The sequence below is a fragment of the Streptococcus sp. 27098_8_82 genome, from assembly GCF_041431615.1.
In the GTDB taxonomy this organism is placed as follows: domain Bacteria; phylum Bacillota; class Bacilli; order Lactobacillales; family Streptococcaceae; genus Streptococcus; species Streptococcus sanguinis_K.
Genome location: NZ_JAPVYB010000007.1, coordinates 1 through 20,530, shown reverse-complemented (window position 1 = coordinate 20,530; position 20,530 = coordinate 1). Strand labels below are relative to the sequence as shown.

Annotated in this window: 12 protein-coding genes and 1 pseudogene; 6 read left to right on the top strand and 7 right to left on the bottom strand. The window is 42.6% G+C overall.

Features of this window, described 5'->3' with window-relative positions:
• Nucleotides 1–38 precede the first annotated feature (38 nt).
• The 3 genes and pseudogenes from coaA to O3627_RS09675 all read left to right on the top strand — a co-directional run bounded on the left by coaA (nucleotide 39) and on the right by O3627_RS09675 (nucleotide 1,954).
• Nucleotides 39–959 carry a type I pantothenate kinase gene (gene coaA, locus O3627_RS09685; protein WP_002900487.1) on the top strand — a complete coding sequence of 307 codons (921 nt, stop codon included), beginning with the start codon at nucleotides 39–41 and terminating at the stop codon, nucleotides 957–959.
• Nucleotides 960–1,029: 70 nt separating this feature from the next.
• Nucleotides 1,030–1,266, top strand: a complete 237-nt coding sequence (rpsT, locus tag O3627_RS09680; RefSeq protein ID WP_002895661.1) for a 30S ribosomal protein S20 — start codon at nucleotides 1,030–1,032, stop codon at nucleotides 1,264–1,266.
• Between the two features lie 57 nt (nucleotides 1,267–1,323).
• Nucleotides 1,324–1,954: pseudogene (locus tag O3627_RS09675) on the top strand (topology modulation protein).
• A gap of 10 nt (nucleotides 1,955–1,964) precedes the next feature.
• Here the strand turns inward: O3627_RS09675 and O3627_RS09670 are convergent.
• Entirely contained in the window at nucleotides 1,965–2,540 is a 576-nt protein-coding gene (locus O3627_RS09670; protein ID WP_002895666.1) for a TetR/AcrR family transcriptional regulator, read from the bottom strand.
• Nucleotides 2,541–2,674: 134 nt separating this feature from the next.
• On the opposite strand from O3627_RS09670, the gene O3627_RS09665 reads away from it, so the two are divergent.
• Entirely contained in the window at nucleotides 2,675–3,517 is an 843-nt protein-coding gene (locus O3627_RS09665; protein ID WP_343091885.1) for a DegV family protein, read from the top strand.
• A gap of 105 nt (nucleotides 3,518–3,622) precedes the next feature.
• The gene (locus O3627_RS09660; protein WP_002909887.1) at nucleotides 3,623–4,396 is read left to right on the top strand and encodes an XRE family transcriptional regulator; all 774 of its coding nucleotides are present in this window, start codon (nucleotides 3,623–3,625) and stop codon (nucleotides 4,394–4,396) included.
• 82 nt (nucleotides 4,397–4,478) lie between these two features.
• On the opposite strand, the gene O3627_RS09655 is transcribed toward O3627_RS09660, so the two are convergent.
• The 3 genes from O3627_RS09655 to O3627_RS09645 form a co-directional block, all read right to left on the bottom strand.
• Entirely contained in the window at nucleotides 4,479–6,116 is a 1,638-nt protein-coding gene (locus O3627_RS09655; protein ID WP_343091884.1) for a hypothetical protein, read from the bottom strand.
• Complete coding sequence (locus O3627_RS09650) at nucleotides 6,106–6,849, bottom strand: ABC transporter ATP-binding protein (protein WP_060976712.1); 744 nt, start codon at nucleotides 6,847–6,849, stop codon at nucleotides 6,106–6,108. Before O3627_RS09650 ends, O3627_RS09655 begins: the two co-directional genes overlap by 11 nt.
• A 153-nt stretch (nucleotides 6,850–7,002) precedes the next feature.
• A complete protein-coding gene (locus tag O3627_RS09645) occupies nucleotides 7,003–9,954 on the bottom strand; it encodes a CocE/NonD family hydrolase (RefSeq protein WP_343091883.1) in 2,952 nt (983 codons plus the stop codon).
• A 180-nt stretch (nucleotides 9,955–10,134) separates the two neighbouring features.
• Between O3627_RS09645 and O3627_RS09640 the strand changes: the two genes are divergently transcribed.
• Entirely contained in the window at nucleotides 10,135–11,601 is a 1,467-nt protein-coding gene (locus O3627_RS09640; protein ID WP_125383161.1) for an alpha-amylase, read from the top strand.
• Nucleotides 11,602–11,761: 160 nt separating this feature from the next.
• Here O3627_RS09640 and O3627_RS09635 read toward each other — a convergent pair whose 3' ends face one another.
• The 3 genes from O3627_RS09635 to O3627_RS09625 form a co-directional block, all read right to left on the bottom strand.
• A complete protein-coding gene (locus O3627_RS09635) occupies nucleotides 11,762–12,799 on the bottom strand; it encodes a M42 family metallopeptidase (RefSeq protein ID WP_125383159.1) in 1,038 nt (345 codons plus the stop codon).
• A gap of 209 nt (nucleotides 12,800–13,008) precedes the next feature.
• Complete coding sequence (locus O3627_RS09630) at nucleotides 13,009–15,429, bottom strand: SHIRT domain-containing protein (RefSeq protein WP_125383158.1); 2,421 nt, start codon at nucleotides 15,427–15,429, stop codon at nucleotides 13,009–13,011.
• A gap of 388 nt (nucleotides 15,430–15,817) precedes the next feature.
• Nucleotides 15,818–20,530: ZmpA/ZmpB/ZmpC family metallo-endopeptidase (locus O3627_RS09625; RefSeq protein ID WP_371621365.1), on the bottom strand; the 4,713-nt coding region annotated here is incomplete at its 5' end.

Sequence of the window (20,530 nt, the reverse complement as noted above, 5' to 3'; positions counted from 1 at the left end):
AGTATGTTATACTAAAGTCCATCATACAGGAGTAACTTATGACTAACGAATTTCTTCACTTTGAAAAAATCAGCCGCCATACTTGGCAAAACCTGCACCGCAAAACAACTCCGCCTCTGACCCAGGCCGAACTTAACTCTATCAAGAGTTTCAATGACAAGATTAGCCTGCAGGACGTGACGGACATTTATTTACCCTTGACCAATCTCATTCAGATTTATAAACGTTCTAAGGAAGACTTGGCTTTTTCCAAGGGGATTTTTCTACAAAAAGAGAGCCGGAAACAGCCCTTTATCATCGGAGTTTCTGGCAGTGTGGCCGTTGGGAAATCCACCACCAGCCGGTTGCTGCAGATTCTGCTTTCTCGGACTTTTTCAAATGCGACAGTCGAGCTAGTTACCACAGATGGTTTTTTGTTTCCTAATCAAATTTTAGAAGCTAACGGCATTTTAAACCGCAAGGGTTTCCCAGAAAGCTATAATATGGAGTTGCTTCTTTCCTTTCTGGACAGCATAAAAAACGGTCAGGATTTCCAAATTCCTGTCTACTCACATGAAACTTATGATATCGTCCCTCAAGAAATGCAAGAGGTAAAGGCCGCTGACTTTGTTATCGTCGAAGGCATCAATGTTTTCCAAAATCCACAGAACGAGCGCCTATATATGACAGACTTTTTTGACTTTTCTATCTATGTTGATGCTGAAGTCGAAAATATTGAAAATTGGTATCTGGATCGCTTTAAAAAAATGCTGACGCTGGCTGAAAATGACCCCAAAAACTACTACCACCGCTTCACCACTCAATCAGAAGAGGAAGTAGTAACCTTCGCCCATAATGTTTGGAAAAGCATTAACCTTGTCAACCTGCTAGACTACATTGAGCCAACTCGCAATCGGGCAGAAATTATCCTGCACAAAGCTGGAAATCATGAAATTGATGAAATTTACTTAAAAAAATAAAAAAGCTTGTCAAATCCTAACTTTTCATATATAATTAGATAGTTAGTATTTTCAATGGAGGTGAAACAACTTGGCAAACATTAAATCAGCTATCAAACGCGCTGAATTGAACGTGAAACATAACGAAAAAAACTCAGCTCAAAAGTCAGCTATGCGTACTGCAATCAAAGCATTTGAAGCAAACCCATCTGAAGAACTTTTCCGTGCTGCTAGCTCAGCTATCGATAAAGCAGAAACAAAAGGTTTGATCCACAAAAACAAAGCAAGCCGCGATAAAGCACGCCTTTCAGCTAAACTTGCTAAATAATGCATACAAAGGGAGCTCTCAGGAGCTTTTTTTGTTTCTAACATAAAAGAGATAGGGATGAAAAAAGCAATTATTGGTTATTCCGGTTCTGGCAAATCCACTTTAGTAGCACAACTGTTCAACCACTACCCCATTCCCAAACTTCACATGGATAGATTGCTATTTTTTACTCAATGAAAATCAAAGAGCAAACTAGGCAGCTAGCCGTAGGCAGTACTGGCGTACGGCAAGGCGACGCTGACGTAGTTTGAATTTGATTTTCGAAGAGTATCAACCTGGCTGGAAGGATAGTGACCATGATTGGATGCGAGAACAGATGGACAATTTTTTGTCAAAAAATACCGACTGGATCATTGACGGCAGCTATTCTTGGTGTTTTTATGAACGGCGGATGGCAGAAGCCGACCAAATTATCTTTCTGAACTTCTCTCGCTGGAACTGCCTCTATCGAGCTTTCAAACGCTATCTAAAATACCGCAACCGGACCAGAGAAAGCATGACTCCAGGCTGTCCAGAAAAGTTTGACTGGGAGTTTATCTGCTGGGTTCTTTGGAAAGGACGACGTCAAACAGCACTGGCAAGATATAAGAGAATCCGTCAAACCTTTCCTCAGAAATTCTACGAATTAAGGAACCAAAAAGAACTGACTAGCTTCTTACAGAAGCTAAAAACAAGTGAGCCGTTGTGACTCACTTGTTTTATTTAATTTTCTTTTTCTGTGGGAAAAGAGGCAGGCCTAGAGAAGCTATTTTTTCAGCTGGAACCTTCATCCCGTCCTTAATCCACTTGGAAAGAACGGAAACAACTGCCGAACTCCAGAAGGAATTCATGTAAGAGTTAGTCGTTTTCTTAGCATTGCGATTGCGCTTTTCCAAAAAGTCAAACACGGCCTGGGTCAGCAGCTTTTCAAAATTATAGTCAATGGCTAGACTGATAACCCGAGCTTCTTTCTTGGCTTCCTTAAAAAGAAAAAGCCAAATTTGGTACATCTCAGTTTTAAAGTTAAACTCTTCCAATTTATCCGTAATACCTTGAACAGTGTTTTTAAAAATCTCTTCCAGAATCTGCTCTTTAGAGCTATAATTGCGGTAAAAAGCAGCGCGGGAAACCCCTGCTCGCTCAACCAGCTCTGAAATCGTAATTTTTTTGAGTTCTTTCTTCTCCAGCAGCTGCATGAGAGAAATTTCCAGAGACTCTCTCGTGATTTGATTGGATTCCTGATTGTATTTCTTTAAATTCGCGAGTGATTTTTCCGATATTTTCTTTTCCGACATAACAATTTCTTCCCTCTTGTCTCAGCTGACAGTTTCCGCTTTCTAGTAAGCATTCTTCATGTTATAATTTTAAAAAAAGACAGGTTTTTTGTCAATTTTTTTATTGTACATACTTGACAAAAAAGGAGAAAAATATGACTTGGAAAATTATAGCTGACTCTGGCTGTGACTTTCGTGAAATGGCAAACTTAGCTAAAGACACCCAGTTTGAAAGTGTTCCCTTAACCATTCAAGTGGAAAATGAGATTTTTGTAGATGACAAGCAGCTTGATATTGACCTGATGATGGAGAAGATGTATGCTTCTTCTGCTGCTTCAAAGTCTGCCTGCCCTAGTCCAGATGACTATCTCAAAAGCTTTGAGGGAGCCGACACGATCTTTGTGGTGACTATCACTGGAACTCTATCTGGCAGCAATAATAGTGCACAGGTTGCTAAGAAAATCTTTTTGGAAGAACATCCTGATGCCCATATTCATGTCATTGATAGTCTTTCTGCTGGCGGCGAGGTGGACTTACTTGTGACTAAACTCAATGAACTCATTCAGCAAGATCTCAGCTTTGATGAAGTCGTTCAAGTCATTAGTCGCTATCAAGAGAAAACCAAGCTTCTCTTCGTTCTGGCAAAGGTAGATAACTTGGTCAAAAACGGCCGGCTTAGCAAACTTCTGAGAACCGTTGTCGGCTTGCTCAATATCCGTATGGTCGGTGAAGCTAGCCAGACTGGCACGCTAGAGCTTCTGCAAAAGGCACGCGGCTCGAAAAAGGCTCTTGCTTCTGCAATCGAAGAGCTACTCAAAGCTGGTTACAAGGGTGGCCGACTCATCATCGCTCACCGCAATAACGAGAAGTTCTGCCAGCAATTTAGTCAGCTGATACAAGAAAAGTATCCCCAAGCTCAAATCGAAACGGTTCCAACTTCAGGACTCTGCAGCTTCTACGCTGAGGAAGGCGGAATTTTAATGGGCTACGAAATTTAATACAAGTATCTAAAAAAGTAAAGGATTAGGCTAAGATAATTGACCTAATCCTTTACTTTTTCGATTTAATTCGCTATAATTGAAACAAGTAAAGGAGTTGATATTATGGCCAGAGGAAGAGGCGCCGCAAGCCCCCAAGATAAAGAAGCAAGTCTTCTCATTTCTAAAAAGCTCAAAGAACTTCTCAAGGAAACAGGTAAAAAACAAGTCGAGCTATCTCGTGAAACAGGCATTCCTGCTAGTACGCTGACTGGCTATATCAAAGGGACATCTCTGCCTATCGCAGCCAATCTAGAAAAGATTGCAAGATTTTTTGAGGTAGAGGTCGAAGAAATCGACCCTCGTTACCGACTAATTGCAGATATCCCTCAACAATTTCCCGATTTAAATCGTATTTATCAGCAACTTGACCAAGACAGACAGGAGAAAGGATTAAAGCTACTAGAAGCTAGCCTGACTGAGCAAGAAACACAAGCCAGCTTAAAGGATGACTACTTCCCCTACTTGGTCTATGAGAATTACTATCTCTCTCAGCATAAGCCTGAACAAGCTGATTTAGTCTGGCTGGACAGAGAAATTGACTACGATATTGCCCTTTGGGTACGAACTGACTCGTTAGAGCCCAAGTATCCGAGAGATTCCGTAGCGCTAATCAAGCAGACTCATTTCGAGCTTGCCGGCGCTATCTATGCTATCGATTATGACGGCCAAACCATTATAAAAAGGGTCTTCAACGATCCATCCGGTATCCGTCTGATTTCCCTTAATAAAAAATACAGTGATAAGTTTATCCCGCATGAGGAAGAACCTAAACTCATCGGTCGAGTCATGGCGACTTTCATGCCACTGGATGTAGAAAAAATAAAGAAAAACAAATAACAGTTCTGCAAATGTACAGAGCTGTTATTTTTATGATTATCAGTCAAAAAATCAGAAAGTCTTTCGACTTCCTGATGCTCTTTTAATAAAATACTGCTAACTCTTCATTCAGCTTTTTTATGTAGTGTTTGTGGACTATGTAAGACAACACCGCTAAACCTACTAGAACTAGAGCTACTATTGTATAAATTACCAGAGGCGCAAGAACATTGGATATAAAGAAGAGAAGAGTAATGACAATCAACATTCCTAAAATCAGGGCGATAGCTAGAAGAGTTTTCACCATATTATTATCTCGGCTCATCAATTCTGTGACATTGGACCAGTTAGTCACGAGATGCTTATAGTCTCGGTAGTAACCCCAAGAACTCCACATTAGACTAATCAAGGCCCAAACAATCACCATGCCCAAGAAAGTCACTGGATGCATACCGGAAACAAGGCTGGTTATCAAGAGCAAGGTCAAAGGCAGGATAGACTGGACGGCAAAGAGTTGCCAAAACTTCAGATGAATATACTGCTTCAAATCAAAGGGGAGAACCTTGAGATAATCAAAATTTTCCCTTTCCAGAGAAATCCCAATAGCAGTAAGGTTGCTGCCGCCTGAGTTTAGCGTTGCAATCAAAACAGCCAGAGCCATCATTGGCAAGAGGAAACGTGGTCCCAGATAAGAAGTCAAAGACAGGCCACCTTGTATCATGCCCATTCCCATACTGAAAATGACAATGTAAGGGAGAAAGGCCGACATAAAGATAGCTTGCATAATGACAGAACCCTCGCTCAAGAGCCTGATATTGTAATGCCAGACAAACTTTTTGAGATTTTTTGCTTCCGCAATATTGATGTCATGCACGCGCTCCCGCTTTCCTACTGAAGAGCCCGTCATGAGAGCTGCCTCATAAAACTCTGGAATCACCTTGGTCTTTACGATGAAAAATAGAAGAGCCGCAACTGCAACCCATCCCAAAAATCCCAGCAAGGAAGCTGCATGAAAAGGATGAAGGATAAAATCATAAAAGGCTTGAACTGGCGGGAAGAAAGCTTTAACCTCTGTACGATTTACAACGCTTCTGCTGTTCATTTGATTAATCATAAAATAGAGGAAAAAGGATCCGACGGAAACAAGAGCCAAAATGACATTGGACAGGATGGTCTTGTACTTTCTGAAAAATGCTGTCTTGGTAATAAAGTGGACGGCAATCAAAATCAGAAAGGTGATGACCGAACTTAAAATCAGAATAGCGAGCAGAGCCAAGGGCAGGCCCAAGAAAGGATTGCCACCTTGAAAAGCCAGAACCAAGAAATAACTGAACATAGGCAGAATGGCAATCAGCAAGGTCAGAATAACCGAAATGCTTTTGCCGACGATGATTTCTGCTTCGCTAAAAGCATAGGGACGGTAAGATTGCAAGTCCTTGCTTTCATAAAAGACATTGTAAAAAACCAGAAAGCCCTGAGACATAGAAAAGAGAGCAAAAGCGGAAACCAAATTGGCAAAGAGCCCCGGATTGCCAACCAGTTGGTTCAGGGAGCCCATCAAGCCGAAAAGAAAGAGATAGACCAGTCCTAAAATCAGATACATGCGGATGGCCTTCAGCGATACATTGACCTTGCGCTCAGGATTCTTAGCTTGCATCTTACGGTACTGCTGCAGCTGAGATGGCTGAATGGCATAGAGGATGTTGATATCAACGAGTTTTTTTATAGCTTTAATGCGCATCAGGACTCACCTCTTCTCTGCGGCCTGCTAGACCAAGATAAATGGTTTCAAGAGACTGTTCTGGATGTTGGCCTTTTAGTTCTTCAATGGTTCCATAGAAAATCAATTTCCCTTTTTTGAGAATAGCCACCTTATCACAGAGCTGCTCTGCAACTTCCAAGACGTGGGTTGAAAAGAGAACTGTATTTCCTTTATCTGCATGCTGGCGCATCATCTGCTTGAGGTCAAAAGCTGCCTGCGGATCAAGACCCGTCAGCGGCTCATCCAGCACCCAAATATCTGGATCAGACAAAAGAGCTGCAATAACGAAGACTTTTTGCCTCATCCCATGAGAGAATGAATCAATAACCTCATACCGATGAGAGCCAAAGTCGAAAAGATGGAGCAGATTTCCCAATCGCTCTTCTACTTCAGCATTTGTCATATCGTAAGAAGTCGCTACCAGTTCCCAGAACTCATTGGCAGTTAGGCGCAAAAATAGATCTGGCGAATCGGCTACATAGCCGATTTTTTTCTTGATTTCCAAGCGATTAGCGGATAATTCTTTCCCATCCACAAAAATCTGTCCACTGCTTGGATTGATAACGCTAACCAATGACTTAATGGTTGTAGATTTCCCGGCGCCATTGTGACCAATCAGACCGACGATTTCTCCGCTCTGCAAGGTCAGATTCAGCTGATTGAGAGCTACCGTTCCTTCATAAACTTTAGTGACATCTTTAAATTCAATCATAAGAGAGCTCCTTTACCGATTTCTATACAGATTAGTATACTCTTTTTGCGGCTTTTTGTCTCGTCTCTGCCTAAGGTCGGATACAAGATAAAGCTAAAAGCAGCTAGAACTTCATCTAACTATGAAGTTCTAGCTGCTTTTTGAACAGAACCACTAACGTTGTGAGTATTTCTTTGCTAAACTAGATAAGCCTAGTGTGCTGACCAGCAGAGTCAGGCCAAGATGTAGGATTCCCTTATCTGAATTGCTGCCAGTTTCAGGTAAGGCAGCTGGAGCTTGCTGCTTGCTTATCTTCTGAACTTTTCCTACTGCCTGATCATAATGTTCTGCATAATGAACCGCTAACTGAACTGACGGAACTTCTCCGCCTTCCTCGCTATCTAAGATATACTCAGGAACTTCTAAAATTGCTGGTGCGACTAATTTCGCACCAATAATCTCTGGTAGAGCTGCATAAGCTGTATCAAGAGCATTCGGTATATAGTTTGCCTTTTGCAGGCGACTAGCTTCCAAAGTAGGTATTAGCGCACTGATAGAGTCCGTCTTGAAAGTCACTTCATATTGACGATCAATCGTGAGGTCGCTTGGGTCGTACGTGTTGAAAACCAGAGCCAGCTTATGGCCTTTTTTCACCGTATAGAGATTAGGCTGCAAATAGACTGTATAGTCGTGGAATTGACCAATTTGAGGATCAATATTATTTTGCGAGCTAGATGGCACATAGCCCGATTCTGGATTAGCCAGATTGACCCATCCTTTGGCAATGACTTTGTATTTGGTTTTGACAGTCGCAAAATTTTTGATATCCATATTGCTGAGATTGCTGCCCATCCAGAAGCCATCTTTCTGACTTTCATCACTGGCTGCGCCGTTTCCAACCACATCAAACTCTTGGTCTGATACATCTACTAAGAGAGCATTGACCTGCAGATTACTTCCACCACCCTTTGCCAGAGCCGCCTTGAAATGGACTGGGATATGTCCTTTAATGGTCATATCCTCTTTGACATCTGTCATAAAGGTCAAATTAGCTTTAGAAGAAGCTTTGCTAACCGCTTCATCACGCTTGCTGGTATCAATCCCCGCTCCTGCGTAGTCACTAGAAATCGTTTCTTCTAAGCGCTTGGACTGAGCTGTCAGAATCAAACGATTACTGCTTTTCCAATCATCATAACTGGTCCATTTATTGGGATCATAGTTATTTTGTGCTAAAACAGCAGGAAGTTTGCTGACATCATTTTCTACATCATAAAGGTAATGAGAGAACCAGGTATTGAGCAGGTCATAAAAATCTTGCTTGTTAGCTGTAATACCAAAGCCTCTAGATACGGCAGCTGGGTTGATATGATTCCCTTGGTGAAGATAAAGTTTCACATCTTGACCGGCTTTTTTTAGCGCATCATACATGAGCTCAAAGTGTTTGGTTTTGACATTGTCATCATTCAAACCATGAACTAGCAGGGCACTGGTCTTTATCTTTTCTGGATGTAGCGTGTAATCCCGCTCCTGCCAGACCGGACTGTAATTGCGGCCGTGGGCATTCTGGTCCTTATTTAACTGATTAATGTAGTCAGCATACTTGTTACTGATAGCAGCCCAATCCTTTTGATCCAGCACCCGTGTAGCGACATAGAGCGACAGCCAAGATAAATCACTGTAGGGCGGATTGGTGTAAGCCGACCCTTGACTATTGAAATAATCATACCAGCTGGCAATTCCAGCTGCTGGAACAATGGTTTTCAAGCCTTCAACGCCAGTCGTTGCCACACCGAAAGTTGTCGTACCAGCCCAAGACAGACCAGTCATGCCGACCTTGCCATTAGCCCAGTCGGCCTTGATTTCGATATTGTTAGTTCTGTCTGTGTAGGCCGTTCGTTTACCATTGATCCATTCGACAATATTTTTAAATGCTTCAATTTCTAAATCAGAGCCAGTAGTATTAAAACCTTCAGAACCTTTGGTTCCTAGACCAGCGCTAGAAACAAAGGCATAACCTCGGACGAGGAAATAATCATACCAGTTCAAGTTTTCATAGTCATAAATCCCCTCATATGGACTGTAATAATACCAATCCGATGACATTGCTCTTTTTGCTGCATCAATACTGCTCATGCTAGAAACTGGCTGGCGCTTAGCTGGCTGATTGCGCAGGCTCTTCATGTCATAAGAACCGTTTGTCGGCAGATTGAGACTTTCTAGCGTCACATGGTCTTCGTCCAAGGTTCCAGCGACATAGGGACGAGCTTCCAAGATTGTCGCAGCCTTATAATCACCCTTAGCAACTGCTTTAGGAAGCTGCACAATAGCCTTAACTAAATCTCGCTTACCGTCGCCATCCGAATCGTAGTCAGTCTCTACATAGACTGGGAAACGAACAATCTCACTGCCTTCATAAGTATACTCCTCATATCTGTCTTCACCACTACTATATGGAAAAATTGGCTGTGAACGACCATTTAAAAAGAGGGGCTCTTTCTTTTCGGAGCGATAAGCATCATGCAGTCGCTTGGCAACCGAATACATAGATTGCAGATTAGCACCCTGGACACTGGCTGTCAAATCAGCCTCTTTTTCAATCATCCCCAGACTCTTTGCAAGATTTGCTCTATCCTCGGCACTGCTCCCCAACTGAGAATCACTGACTGCTGCCCACTTGAGTAACTCATCCACAGCCTCTTGCAGGGTTATTTCCTTATCTGAGAGGGAAGGATTTGAAAGAACGCCAGTATAGGCAGATAAATCTTGGCCTTTCACAGCAGTTGAGGCAGCGGAGGGTGCTGAGCTGACATCTTTAGCCAAAGCAAGAAGCTCCTGCTCCTGCGCTGGGCTAAGGCTAGGTACCGTTCCCTCAGCCGCAAGCGGTGCCTTGTCTTGCTTTTCCTGCACCGAATCTTCTGAAGAAGTCTGATTTGAAGTTTCTACTGCCGTTGACTCTTGGTCCTTGGAGCCAGTTTCAGAAGCCTTTGCAACTGTTTCTGTCTTGAGATTGTCCGTGCGCTCGCTGCTAGCTTGAGTCGCCTCATCCGCCTGAACAGCTTGCGCCAATACCAAAGGTGCAAGTAACAAACTTGGTAGGAGTAATGTAACTAGTCTTTTCTTTCTCATAAAGACACCTTTCTTTAGATAAAATCTTTTATAATAAGTCCATTATACTATGTAAGCGCTTTTATTTCAATCTATTCTATCTTTTATCTATGAAAGATGTCAAAATATCTATAGAAGCAGAAAGACGCAAACGATTGCGCCTTTCTGCTTCTTTTGGTACAATAAAGCCAATCAGTGAGAATGAAGAGGAAAATTTATATGGAAAACCAAACTTTAATGCAGTATTTTGAATGGTATCTGCCAGATGACGGTCAGCATTGGAACCGCTTGGCGGAAGATGCACCAAACTTGGCATCGAAAGGAATTCGCAAGGTCTGGATGCCGCCAGCCTTCAAAGGAACAGGCTCTAATGACGTCGGCTATGGTGTATACGACCTTTTTGATTTGGGAGAATTCGACCAAAAAGGGACCGTCCGCACCAAGTATGGATTGAAGGAAGAATACCTTCGAGCGATTGAGGCGCTTGGGCAGAACGGCATCGAAGCTATTGCTGATGTGGTTCTCAATCACAAGGCCGCAGCTGACTATAAAGAGCGTTTTACCGTTGTTGAAGTTGATCCTAACGACCGCACAAAGGTCTTGTCAGAACCTTTCGAGATTAAAGGCTGGACTAAGTTTGTCTTCCCGGGCCGCAAAAAAGCCTATAATGACTTTGAATGGCACTGGTACCACTTCACCGGCACTGACTATGATGCCAAAAACAACAAGTCAGGCATTTTTCTCATCCAAGGGGACAATAAAGGTTGGGCAGATGATGAGCTAGTAGACAATGAGAACGGCAACTATGACTATCTCATGTATGCGGATATTGATTTCAAGCACCCTGAAGTCATCCAAAATCTCTACGACTGGGCCCATTGGTTCATTGAAAGCACTGGTGTACATGGATTTCGCTTAGATGCTGTTAAGCACATCGATTCCTTCTTTATGAAGAATTTCATCCGTGATATTACTGAGAAATACGGCGATGATTTCTATGTCTTTGGAGAATTTTGGAATAGCGACGAAAAGGCCAATAATGATTATCTAGAAAATATTGACTACCGCTTTGACCTAGTTGATGTTAAACTTCATCATAATTTATTTGATGCCAGCAAATCTGGAGCAGACTATGACCTGCGAACTATTTTTGACCAAACACTTGCAAAAAATCACCCCGAATCAGCTGTAACCTTTGTGGACAACCACGATACTCAGAGAGGGCAGGCCCTGGAGTCTACCGTCGAAGAATGGTTCAAGCCTGCGGCCTATGCTCTCATACTTCTAAGAGAAGCTGGATTGCCCTGCGTCTTTTACGGAGACTACTATGGCATTAGAGGAGAATTTGCACAAGAGAGCTTTCAAGAGGTACTGGATAAACTCCTAGACATCCGCCTCAATCTAGCCTATGGCGAGCAGACCGACTACTTCGACGAAGCCAACTGTATCGGATGGACCCGCCAAGGCAAGGACAACGGTCAGCCAATCGCTGTCCTTATCAGTAATGACCAAGCAACCAGCAAATCTATGTTTGTCGGTCCAGAATGGGCTGGCAGAGAATTCAGCGACTATCTGGGTAACAGCTCTCAAATCGTAACTATTGACGACCAAGGCTGGGGAGAATTCCCTGTGGAGGAAGGCTCTGTCAGTGTATGGAGTGTTAGGTAATCAATTTACTTACATATAGCAAACTAAAAACCGATTAGCAGTGCACTGACGAATCGGTTTTTAAGTTTCTAGCCTTTGAGATAGTTAAGAAAGAGCTCCTGTTTTCTATAGAACTGACGTTACATGGAAATCCCAGCCAATAAGATAGAATGAAGTTCACTTACTCCACCAAGCCACTTCTTAGATAAGCATCCACCATACGCTCTGTCGCAACAACTGAATTAATATGGGTACGTTCATAAGAGTGGCTGGATTCGATGCCGGCACCTAGCAGAGCATGCTTGACTTCTGCTCCTGCGCTCATAGCTGCAGAGGCGTCTGATCCGTAAAATGGATAGATGTCCAGTTTGTAAGGAATGTCCTGCTCCTTAGCCAAATTTACCAAATGCTGGCGGAAGCCGTAGTGATAAGGCCCCGAAGCATCCTTGACACAGATGGAAACCGTATACTCATCTGTCTGCTGATCGTCACCCATAGCCCCCATATCAACCGCCAAATACTCTACCGCTTGAGCCGGCAGGCTGGAATTAGCCCCATGACCAACCTCTTCAAAGACACTGAAAGCAAAATGAGTCGTCACCGGCAGTTGAATATTTTCCTTTTTATAAACGCGCAAAAGATTTAGCAAAATAGCTGCGCTGACCTTGTCATCCAAAAAGCGAGACTTGATAAAGCCTGACTCGGTAACTGTGGTACGAGGATCAAAGGAAATAAAATCACCGACTTCGATTCCTAAATCCCGCGTTTCTTTCTCATTTCTCACCTTTTCATCCAAACGAACTTCCATATTGTCCTGAGTACGTTCAACCGTCCCAGCATCCTTATAGACATGGCAAGATGTCTGGTGAACTAAGATAGTCCCACTGATAGTCTTACCATTGCTAGCCACATGGACTAGACAGTTTTCTCCTTCAATCATGTTCCAAGGGAAACCACCAATCCGATCCAGCTTGAGACGACCGTCAGACTTAATAGCCCGAACAATAGCCCCCAGTGTATCCACATGGGCAGTCACTACCCGATGCTGGGCATCATTTTCACCCTTAACCACAACATGAACGCCGCCTTTATTGGTCCGGACAGGCTCATAGCCCAATCTTTCCAGCGTCTTTATCAAATAGTCTGCCACCTCAGCCGTAAAGCCTGTTGGGGAAGGAATAGCCGTTAATTCTTGTAAATATTGAACAGTTTGATTCATGAATGTCTCCTCATCGTTTTTCTTTATTATAGCACAAAGAAAGCCTGAACAAATAGATTTTCAGCAGGTATTAATGATTTTGAGAAATGATGATACCTCTACTTCTAGTATTTCATTTCTATTCTTCCTCATAGAAAAGCTAAAATCATCTAGGTACAAAGACAAGAAAAAATCATCTCAGCTAGCTGAGATGATTTGTCTGGCTAAAATTAATTAGCTTTTTTGAAACGATAGACAAGAGCTGATAAAAGAATCAGTGCAAATCCTGCTGCTATCGCAAAGATAGATGTTTCACTGCCAGTTTTCGGCAAAACTTTTTTGCCAGTTGCTGATCCAGTAACATCTTTTCCATCTTTATCTGATGAATTACCTGGGGTTCCATTTTTCGAACCGCCTGGTTTATCACCAGATGATGACGGTGGTGGTGTCGAATCTGAAGAAGATGGTGGTGGTGTTGGTCCTTGTGGACGTCTAGCTTCAAATGTCCATGTGCCTGTAAATTTGACATCTGAGCCTGCAATAGTTTTACTATCCGCGTCATATTTAAGGAATTTCCAAGTACCTCCAGTTACTTCAATAGAATCCTTGGCTGGCTGAACCGCTTGAACTGCAGTACCATCTGTGTATTCATTGGCATCGGTCGGCAGCAATTCTGTTACCTCTGCAGGTAAGGCGCGATTCGGATCTTCGCTTACAAATTCATAAGTCACCTTATATTTCGGCGCTGGAGTGAAATTCCATTTACCAGTAAATTTAAGGTCCTTATCCGCAACAGTCTGTGCATTCGTTTCTGCATAGCCTTCGAAAGTCCATGTGCCTTCAGTAACTGTAACACTTGTTTTAGCAGGCTGCTTAGCGTCTACATTAGTACCACTAGTGTAGCGATTAGTATCTGCTGGAAGCAAATCAGTTACTTCTTTTGGCAGGTTTGGATAGGCTGGGTTAGAGCTGAGAAACTCATAGCTGACACCATAGTCTTTATATCTGTTGGTGAATGTTGGATTGTTGTCTGTTACAGCAGCTTCCAACTTGGCATTGTTTTCAGTCACTGTGACAGTCACAGTATGTTCTGCACTGTCATAAGTAACTCCCGCTTCATTTCCAGCTACTTCTGTCAGCTTGTAGGTATAAGTCCCTTCTTTATCATAGTTGATTTCAGGAAACTTGATATCACCATTAGCATCATTTGTTGCTTGAAGTTCCACGTTATTTCCGCCAACCTCAGTCAGCTTGAAAGTGTACTTACCAGCTTCAAGTGCTTTACCATCCAGAACTTTCTTAGCGGTAATCGCTGCATTTGCTGGCTCTAACTTGTATGTATTGGTGAAAGCCTCACGGTCATAATTAACCGCTGCTGTCTTAACGCCGTTGTTGTCTGTTACAGTAACAGTGACATTGATGTCTGAATTGGCATCGTTTGTCACACCTGGCAGATTGCTTGCTCGTTCACGAATGACATAGTTAAAGGTTCCCTCATTTTTGAAACGAAGTTTCTTAAAGGTTACGGCACCGTCTTTGTTTGTTACCGTTTGAACAACTTTGTCGTTGTCATCCTTATTGATCAAATCAAAAGTAAATTCACCATCTGCCAAATTGCGGCCAGTCAATTCCTTTTTGACTTTGAAGATAACTTCATCAGAACGGGTACCTTCCCCGACACCATCAAGTGTTGTCAAAGGCGCGAATGGACGTGCTAACAAATCAGGCATCTTTTGCCCATTAGATGTAACGGTTACATCGTTAAAGGCTTTTTTGGTTACCTTATCTACTGGCTCAGTCAAACGAGTCCGGTAGATAACATAAATACCTCTTCCACTCAAATCCCCAGCATTAACTGTGAAATGATTGGAGTCTGTAATTGAAACGACATCGCTTGGGTTAAAGGATTTACGTGTGCCAGAAGCACCTTCCCACTCAGTAAAGTAGTAACCTGTAATCCCTGAATCTTCATCCAGCTCTTGACCTTCTGGAATAGCGTCCTCAATGACAACTTGACCAAGATTTTGGACATCACGATTGACACGGATACGCCAGTTGACGTAGTTTGGATCCTTAGAATCCTGAACACCCCACTTGGAATACCCCTGAGGTTCTTCATCAACCTTGATACGCTTCAGCCTATAGGTTCTAGCACCTGGGAAATTAACTTCTTGCTCTTGATCATAAGGCATATTATCAGCCCAAACCACTGTGAAAGAAGATTGAATACGCTTGGTATCTGGCATTTTCGCAAAATACTCAGCATTTGTGACAGTAATGGTCGCTGTATTGGTAACAGGATCTGTCACCAACTTGGCAACAACAGTACCATCCGGTGCACTTATGTTTTCCTCCAAAGTTCGCTCAATTTTGAACTGTGATGGAACACGATAAACCATGGTATCACCATTATTTAATACTTTGCTATCTGCAAATGTATAGGTCGGAGCAATGTAAAATTTACCTTCACCGTAGCCTGTATCCTTTAAAGGATTAGTATTAATAGTGACATCTGTAGTTAGCTGATAATCACTTTCACCTAACTCTGCAGCAGAAACCCTAGGACTTGAGCTTAACAAGGGAAGAAAGGTTGATACCAAAAGCAGCAAAGTCATCAGAGCATGAGACACTTTATGATAAGTTTGTTTCACCTTGAATGCGGTCCTCCTTCTTTTTATATTTTATTTTAGACAAATGCTGGCAGGCACACCATCACCTGTCTACCCCCTCATTTTCAGCCGATTTTAAATCAAGATTTATTACCAAACTAAAAATGATAGTACTCGTATATGATAAGCAAATATGACATATACATATCAATTATAACATAAAAATTATAATTTACGCCTTGTAAACTGCAATTTTTATTATCATTTTTCTATTCTTTGTCTACTTTCGTTACAAAAAAGTCACAAAAAATGGATTTATTCAGACTTGGATGGATTATTATTGATATATTAGAAATAAATGGCAGAAAAAATACCTAGACTTTTTTAGTCTAGATATTTTTAAATGTATTTCTGAAAAACATTTTGCCGCTTACTTATTAAAGATTGACTGTCTGAAGTCGTCTGTCTCACGAATATAAGCATTATAAATCTTCTTCTTGAGCAGGTTGACCCAGCTAGCATCAACACGGCTGGTTGCATTAGTAATGTTGCGTACATCCTCTGCTACTGCTTCGTCCATCAGCTTCTGCATCTCTTCATAAGAGCGAATGGTTACTTTCTTAGTACTGCTTGGATTTCTAAGCTCGTACTCAATGGTGATTGGTTTAAGCTTGGTCAGCTGATCAATCCGCTCCTTATACATAGCTTTCTTGAAGGCTACCCAGGAGTCATATTCACCCTTGAATACATTTTCCAAGACTTTCTGGTCAGTTACGAGACCAACATCTCTTCCGGACCATCCATCCCACGTTTTCTTACCTTCATCAAAGGCTTCCTTAGAGTACTTACCAGAAACATAAGGGATAAATCCTTCATGGTAACCCTTGGCTGCTAGTAACTCGTAGGCTGTGCGGCGGAACATGACATCACCCGGCGCTCCATTTGGATTGCTTAAAGCTGAGTAGATTGGTGAGAAGAGGCTGAGACTGAGATAGCCATTTCGGCCATATTTCCCACTATCCTTGTTCTCCCGACGAGTGATCACATCATTTTCAATCAGAGAGTCAAAAGTCTTCAGCTGCTTGATTTCCTCAGCAGTAAAGCTTCGCGTCTGGTTACCGGCATGGGTTTCCTTACCATACTTATCAGTAACATAGTAATTCTCCATCTTCCTGAACCACTGAAGCTTAGCGTCATCGCTCTGCTTCAGCATAGAGGTACCTTCTAGGTAATCTAGGGTGTAGATCATGTCAAACATACCATGGACATAGTGCTGCAGGTCTTCTGCATTTTGAACGCGTTCCTTGAAATTATATGTGTGTAGACGCGTCTTAGAATCCTTGTCCACCTTGAAAAGGGTATTGAGCGTAATAGTTGCCTCATCTGCACTTGGAGTGGACTGCAGGAGTCCGCGAGCATAAAGCTCAGCTCCCAGACCTTCGCGGCGGCTATTGCCCTCAAAGTAGATGCCACCGTCAGAATTATGGGTCATTTCATGCGTGTAGACAGAGTTACCATAGTCTTCTAACAATTTAGCTGCATCAAAGTGGGTTACACTTCCTGTAGCATAGGCATTGTAGCCCTTGCTTGGATACCACTTGCCAGCTGGTCCAAAGAACTCCTGCATAGCCAGTGATTTTTTGTCATTAGCTGGAGCCCAATATCTTTGACCAGTCTTGTCAACCAATGAGAATCCATCGTAAACCAGAACAGAACGGAAGAGCTTGTCCTTGCTTTCATCGCTTAGAATCTTATACCAGAAGTCATAGTGATCGCGCTGGTATTCAGCAGTTTTTCTCACTCTGTCTTCGACAAATTCAGCTAGCTCTGCATCTGTCCGAACCCTGCCATTGGCATCAAGGCGATAGCGATCATAAGCTCCCATAGAGATGGTAGACATATTGGAAATAGCATAGACACCCTTCTCAGTCATGGTCAAGAGTGGTAGAAGCATGCCCTTGTGTTCCCAATTATCAGCAGTAATCTTATCATAAACGCCGACAGAATACTTGCTCTTGCCCTCGGCTGCATCCTGAAGCTGTCTCGCTTCTGGCACATCCGACTTGGCCTCAACGATGTAGGCTTTTGTATTGGTCTTGAGCCATTCATTATTGCTCTTGTCCGGCAGGAAGAGCTGACGATAGCCTTCCAGATAGTTAAAGAGCCCTCGTTTACCAGTCGCTTCAGAAAGCGAGGCATCATAAGCCATATAGTTGTTCTTAGCTTTAAGATTGTTCATGCCTGACTTACCAAGTGAAATGATGGTATCTAAGGTTGAAGCATTATGATTTCCAAAGAAGTCAAATTTATAGGCTGACAAATCCTTGACATTGATATTGTCATAGTTGATATTATACCAACGGTTGAGATAGGTTAGACCAAGTAAGAAGGCTTCTTTATTGTCTTTAATTTGCTGAGCTATATAGTCTGCTACAACATTGCCTTCCGTATTGATAGACTTGTCCATAGCCAGTACCTTGCGTAACTCTTCTGACAGCTTGGTCTTGACTTGGTCAAAAGCCGTATCCAGATAGAGATCATCCAGAGAAGTGTCAGCATTCACGCCTAAAACAGTTCGCATAGCCGGTGAGTCCAGGACAACCTTGTTCAACTCCGGCAGCACTTGATTGAGAACCCTGCTATAGTCTGATAGGAAAGCCTCTGGAGTATAAAGGAGATCTAAGCCATTTACACTGTACTCTGCAATTGCCTTATATTTGAAATCTCCCTTATAGGTCAGATCCAGATAGTCAACCGTATTATCCTCAAAGTGCAGCATCAGACGGTTAATCCCAGTCTTGTTGTTATTGATATCAGTGATAATCTGGTCGCCCTTCATCGGAACAACATCCAGCAAATACTCTGTATTGAGCTTGTGATGATCTGGAAGTTTATTTCCATAGGCAACGATGGTCTCCTTATTGTAGAACGGAAGGAGTTTTTCCATGTTAGCATAAGCTATTAAACGGTCTTCTCGAGCATTCTTTTCCTGGGCATAGTTGACAGAATAAAGGTTGAGATTCGTATCTTCCAGCGTGGTCGTAATGTCTAAGCTAGCTAGCTTCTCTTCTGCCTCGTTCAGAGTCAGTGTTGAAGTGACAAACTTGTCATTTTCCAGCGTTTTATTTCCTTCAACGGCATAAGCTTCTGTGATACGGTTATTCTCATATCCCTGATCGCCAGAAATACTGTAAACATTTGTACCGCTGACATTGCTGATGACATTATCAATTAAGCCATTGAAGTAATTGGAACCAACTACGCCACCAATCTGACCGTTTTTAGTAGAGTTTTGAATCTTACCAGCTACATAAGAGCGGCTGATGCGGGCATTGTTTTCTAAACGGCCAACCAGACCGCCAAAGCGTTGGTTGTTGGCTCTAGCGCCTGCTAGAATAGTCACATCTGCCCTGCTTTGGCTAATCAAGGAGTTTCCTCCCTTGAGATTGGCAACCAAACCACCTACATTGTATTCTTTACCCTGTTTATCATTTGACACGATAGTTCCAGTAAAGGAGCTATTGGAAATTTGGGTATTGTTAGCAATAACGACCAAACCTGCTACCTGTGAAGCATTTTCTTTTACTTCTACTCTACCTTGGACTGAAACATCTGTGATTCGAGCATTTTCTGCATTGCGAGCCAGGGCTGCTGAGTCATAAGTACCAACAATGTTGACCTCTTTCAGGTCCAGATTAGAAATAGAGGAATCACTCTTGAGGTTTTCAAATAAAGGCTTGGCCAGATTATAAATCGCGTACTGCTTGCCATCATGGTTACCTGTCAGACTGCCTGTGAAGTTCCCTTTGAGGTATACATAATCTGCAGGAGCCAGACTAACCTCACTAGCATCCAAATCTGCTCCCAGAACATAGTTGCCAGCCATATTTTGCTTCATAGCGTCTACCAATCCAGCAAAGCTAGTGTAGACATTTTGCTGGCTAGGGACTGCCTTACTGATATAGAAGTCATAACCAGCCTTATAGCCTGTCTCAGCTTCTTGGACCAGCTCAGGCAGAGAAACGGTCACCTTATAGACATCTCTGCCATCCTTATGACTTTCCGCTATGCTGTGAACCGGCAGGAGCATTTCCTTAGATTCACTTGATTTGACTTTGACAAAGTAGGTAGACAGATCCGTAGGCATAGAGCTCATGGACACGACGCGCTTAAACTGGTCGTTTTCTTTTCTGTAAAACTCGGCCGAATCAATATCTCGGAAGGCAATCTTCTTGTATTCCAATTCAAAATTGCGGCTGTCCGTTTCAAGTTCTGTGAAGCTGCCATTATCCAGTTCATAAGTCAGCTTGATTTTCAGGGTATAGCCTGTGTAGTAGTCTAAGTCGTCAATCTTCAGACTTCCTGCGAAATTGGTAATCGGAAGAGTGCGGACAAGCTGATCTCCCTGGTATAATTCTGCAGTCGCTGAACGGAAGGACTGGGTCTGGTCTTCCAGTCTATATTGGACTGTAACCGACTTATCATCAGGATTTTCTGTCAGACTTAGAATGGAAACTGCCGGCTTGACTTTAGGCACTCCATTTAGAGCTTCTTTGGCTGCTGTCAGGCTAGCAAATGCTTGGTTGACCTGCACTTGTGTAGCAGTTTGATTATTCAGAACTCCTTCTGCCTTTGTCAATTCGTCAGTATAAGCTGTCTGCTTATCTGAATCCGCATTTTTATATTTAGCAGTTGTTTTAACAGTTGGATTTAAATCGTACTCGTTTTGAAGAGCCGTTTTGACAACCTCAAGACCGCTTAACTGAGCCTTGGCTTGATTGATTTGTCCCACCAGTTGGTTGACTTCTGCTTGGCTAGCATGTGATTGGTTCAGGAGTGCTTGACCTGCTGTCAAAGCAGTATCATAGCTAGATTGATGACTCAGACTATCATTGAAATAACGTGCCTGAGCTTTAATTTGATCCGCTTCCGCTAATAGATTGTACAGTGGAATTAAATCGAACTCTTCTAAAGCATCTGCTTTTGGCGCATCGTTTGGAACCAAATGCGGCTTAGCTGTACCAACTTTAACAACTTGCGTTACTGGAGCCAAGGTTTCTTCATTAGATAGTTCTTGACGATCAATTTCTTGACCATTGGAGCTGTAGACGCGAGTCTTGATGGTTCGCTCACCTTGAACACC

Bases quoted from the DNA above. Each gene is read 5' to 3' on its own strand.
- O3627_RS09660 (WP_002909887.1), top strand. From the start codon at position 3,623: ATGGCCAGAGGAAGAGGCGCCGCAAGCCCCCAAGATAAAGAAGCAAGT.
- O3627_RS09645 (WP_343091883.1), bottom strand. From the start codon at position 9,954: ATGAGAAAGAAAAGACTAGTTACATTACTCCTACCAAGTTTGTTACTT.
- coaA (WP_002900487.1), top strand. From the start codon at position 39: ATGACTAACGAATTTCTTCACTTTGAAAAAATCAGCCGCCATACTTGG.
- O3627_RS09635 (WP_125383159.1), bottom strand. From the start codon at position 12,799: ATGAATCAAACTGTTCAATATTTACAAGAATTAACGGCTATTCCTTCC.
- O3627_RS09665 (WP_343091885.1), top strand. From the start codon at position 2,675: ATGACTTGGAAAATTATAGCTGACTCTGGCTGTGACTTTCGTGAAATG.
- O3627_RS09640 (WP_125383161.1), top strand. From the start codon at position 10,135: ATGAAGAGGAAAATTTATATGGAAAACCAAACTTTAATGCAGTATTTT.
- O3627_RS09670 (WP_002895666.1), bottom strand. From the start codon at position 2,540: ATGTCGGAAAAGAAAATATCGGAAAAATCACTCGCGAATTTAAAGAAA.
- O3627_RS09655 (WP_343091884.1), bottom strand. From the start codon at position 6,116: ATGCGCATTAAAGCTATAAAAAAACTCGTTGATATCAACATCCTCTAT.
- O3627_RS09650 (WP_060976712.1), bottom strand. From the start codon at position 6,849: ATGATTGAATTTAAAGATGTCACTAAAGTTTATGAAGGAACGGTAGCT.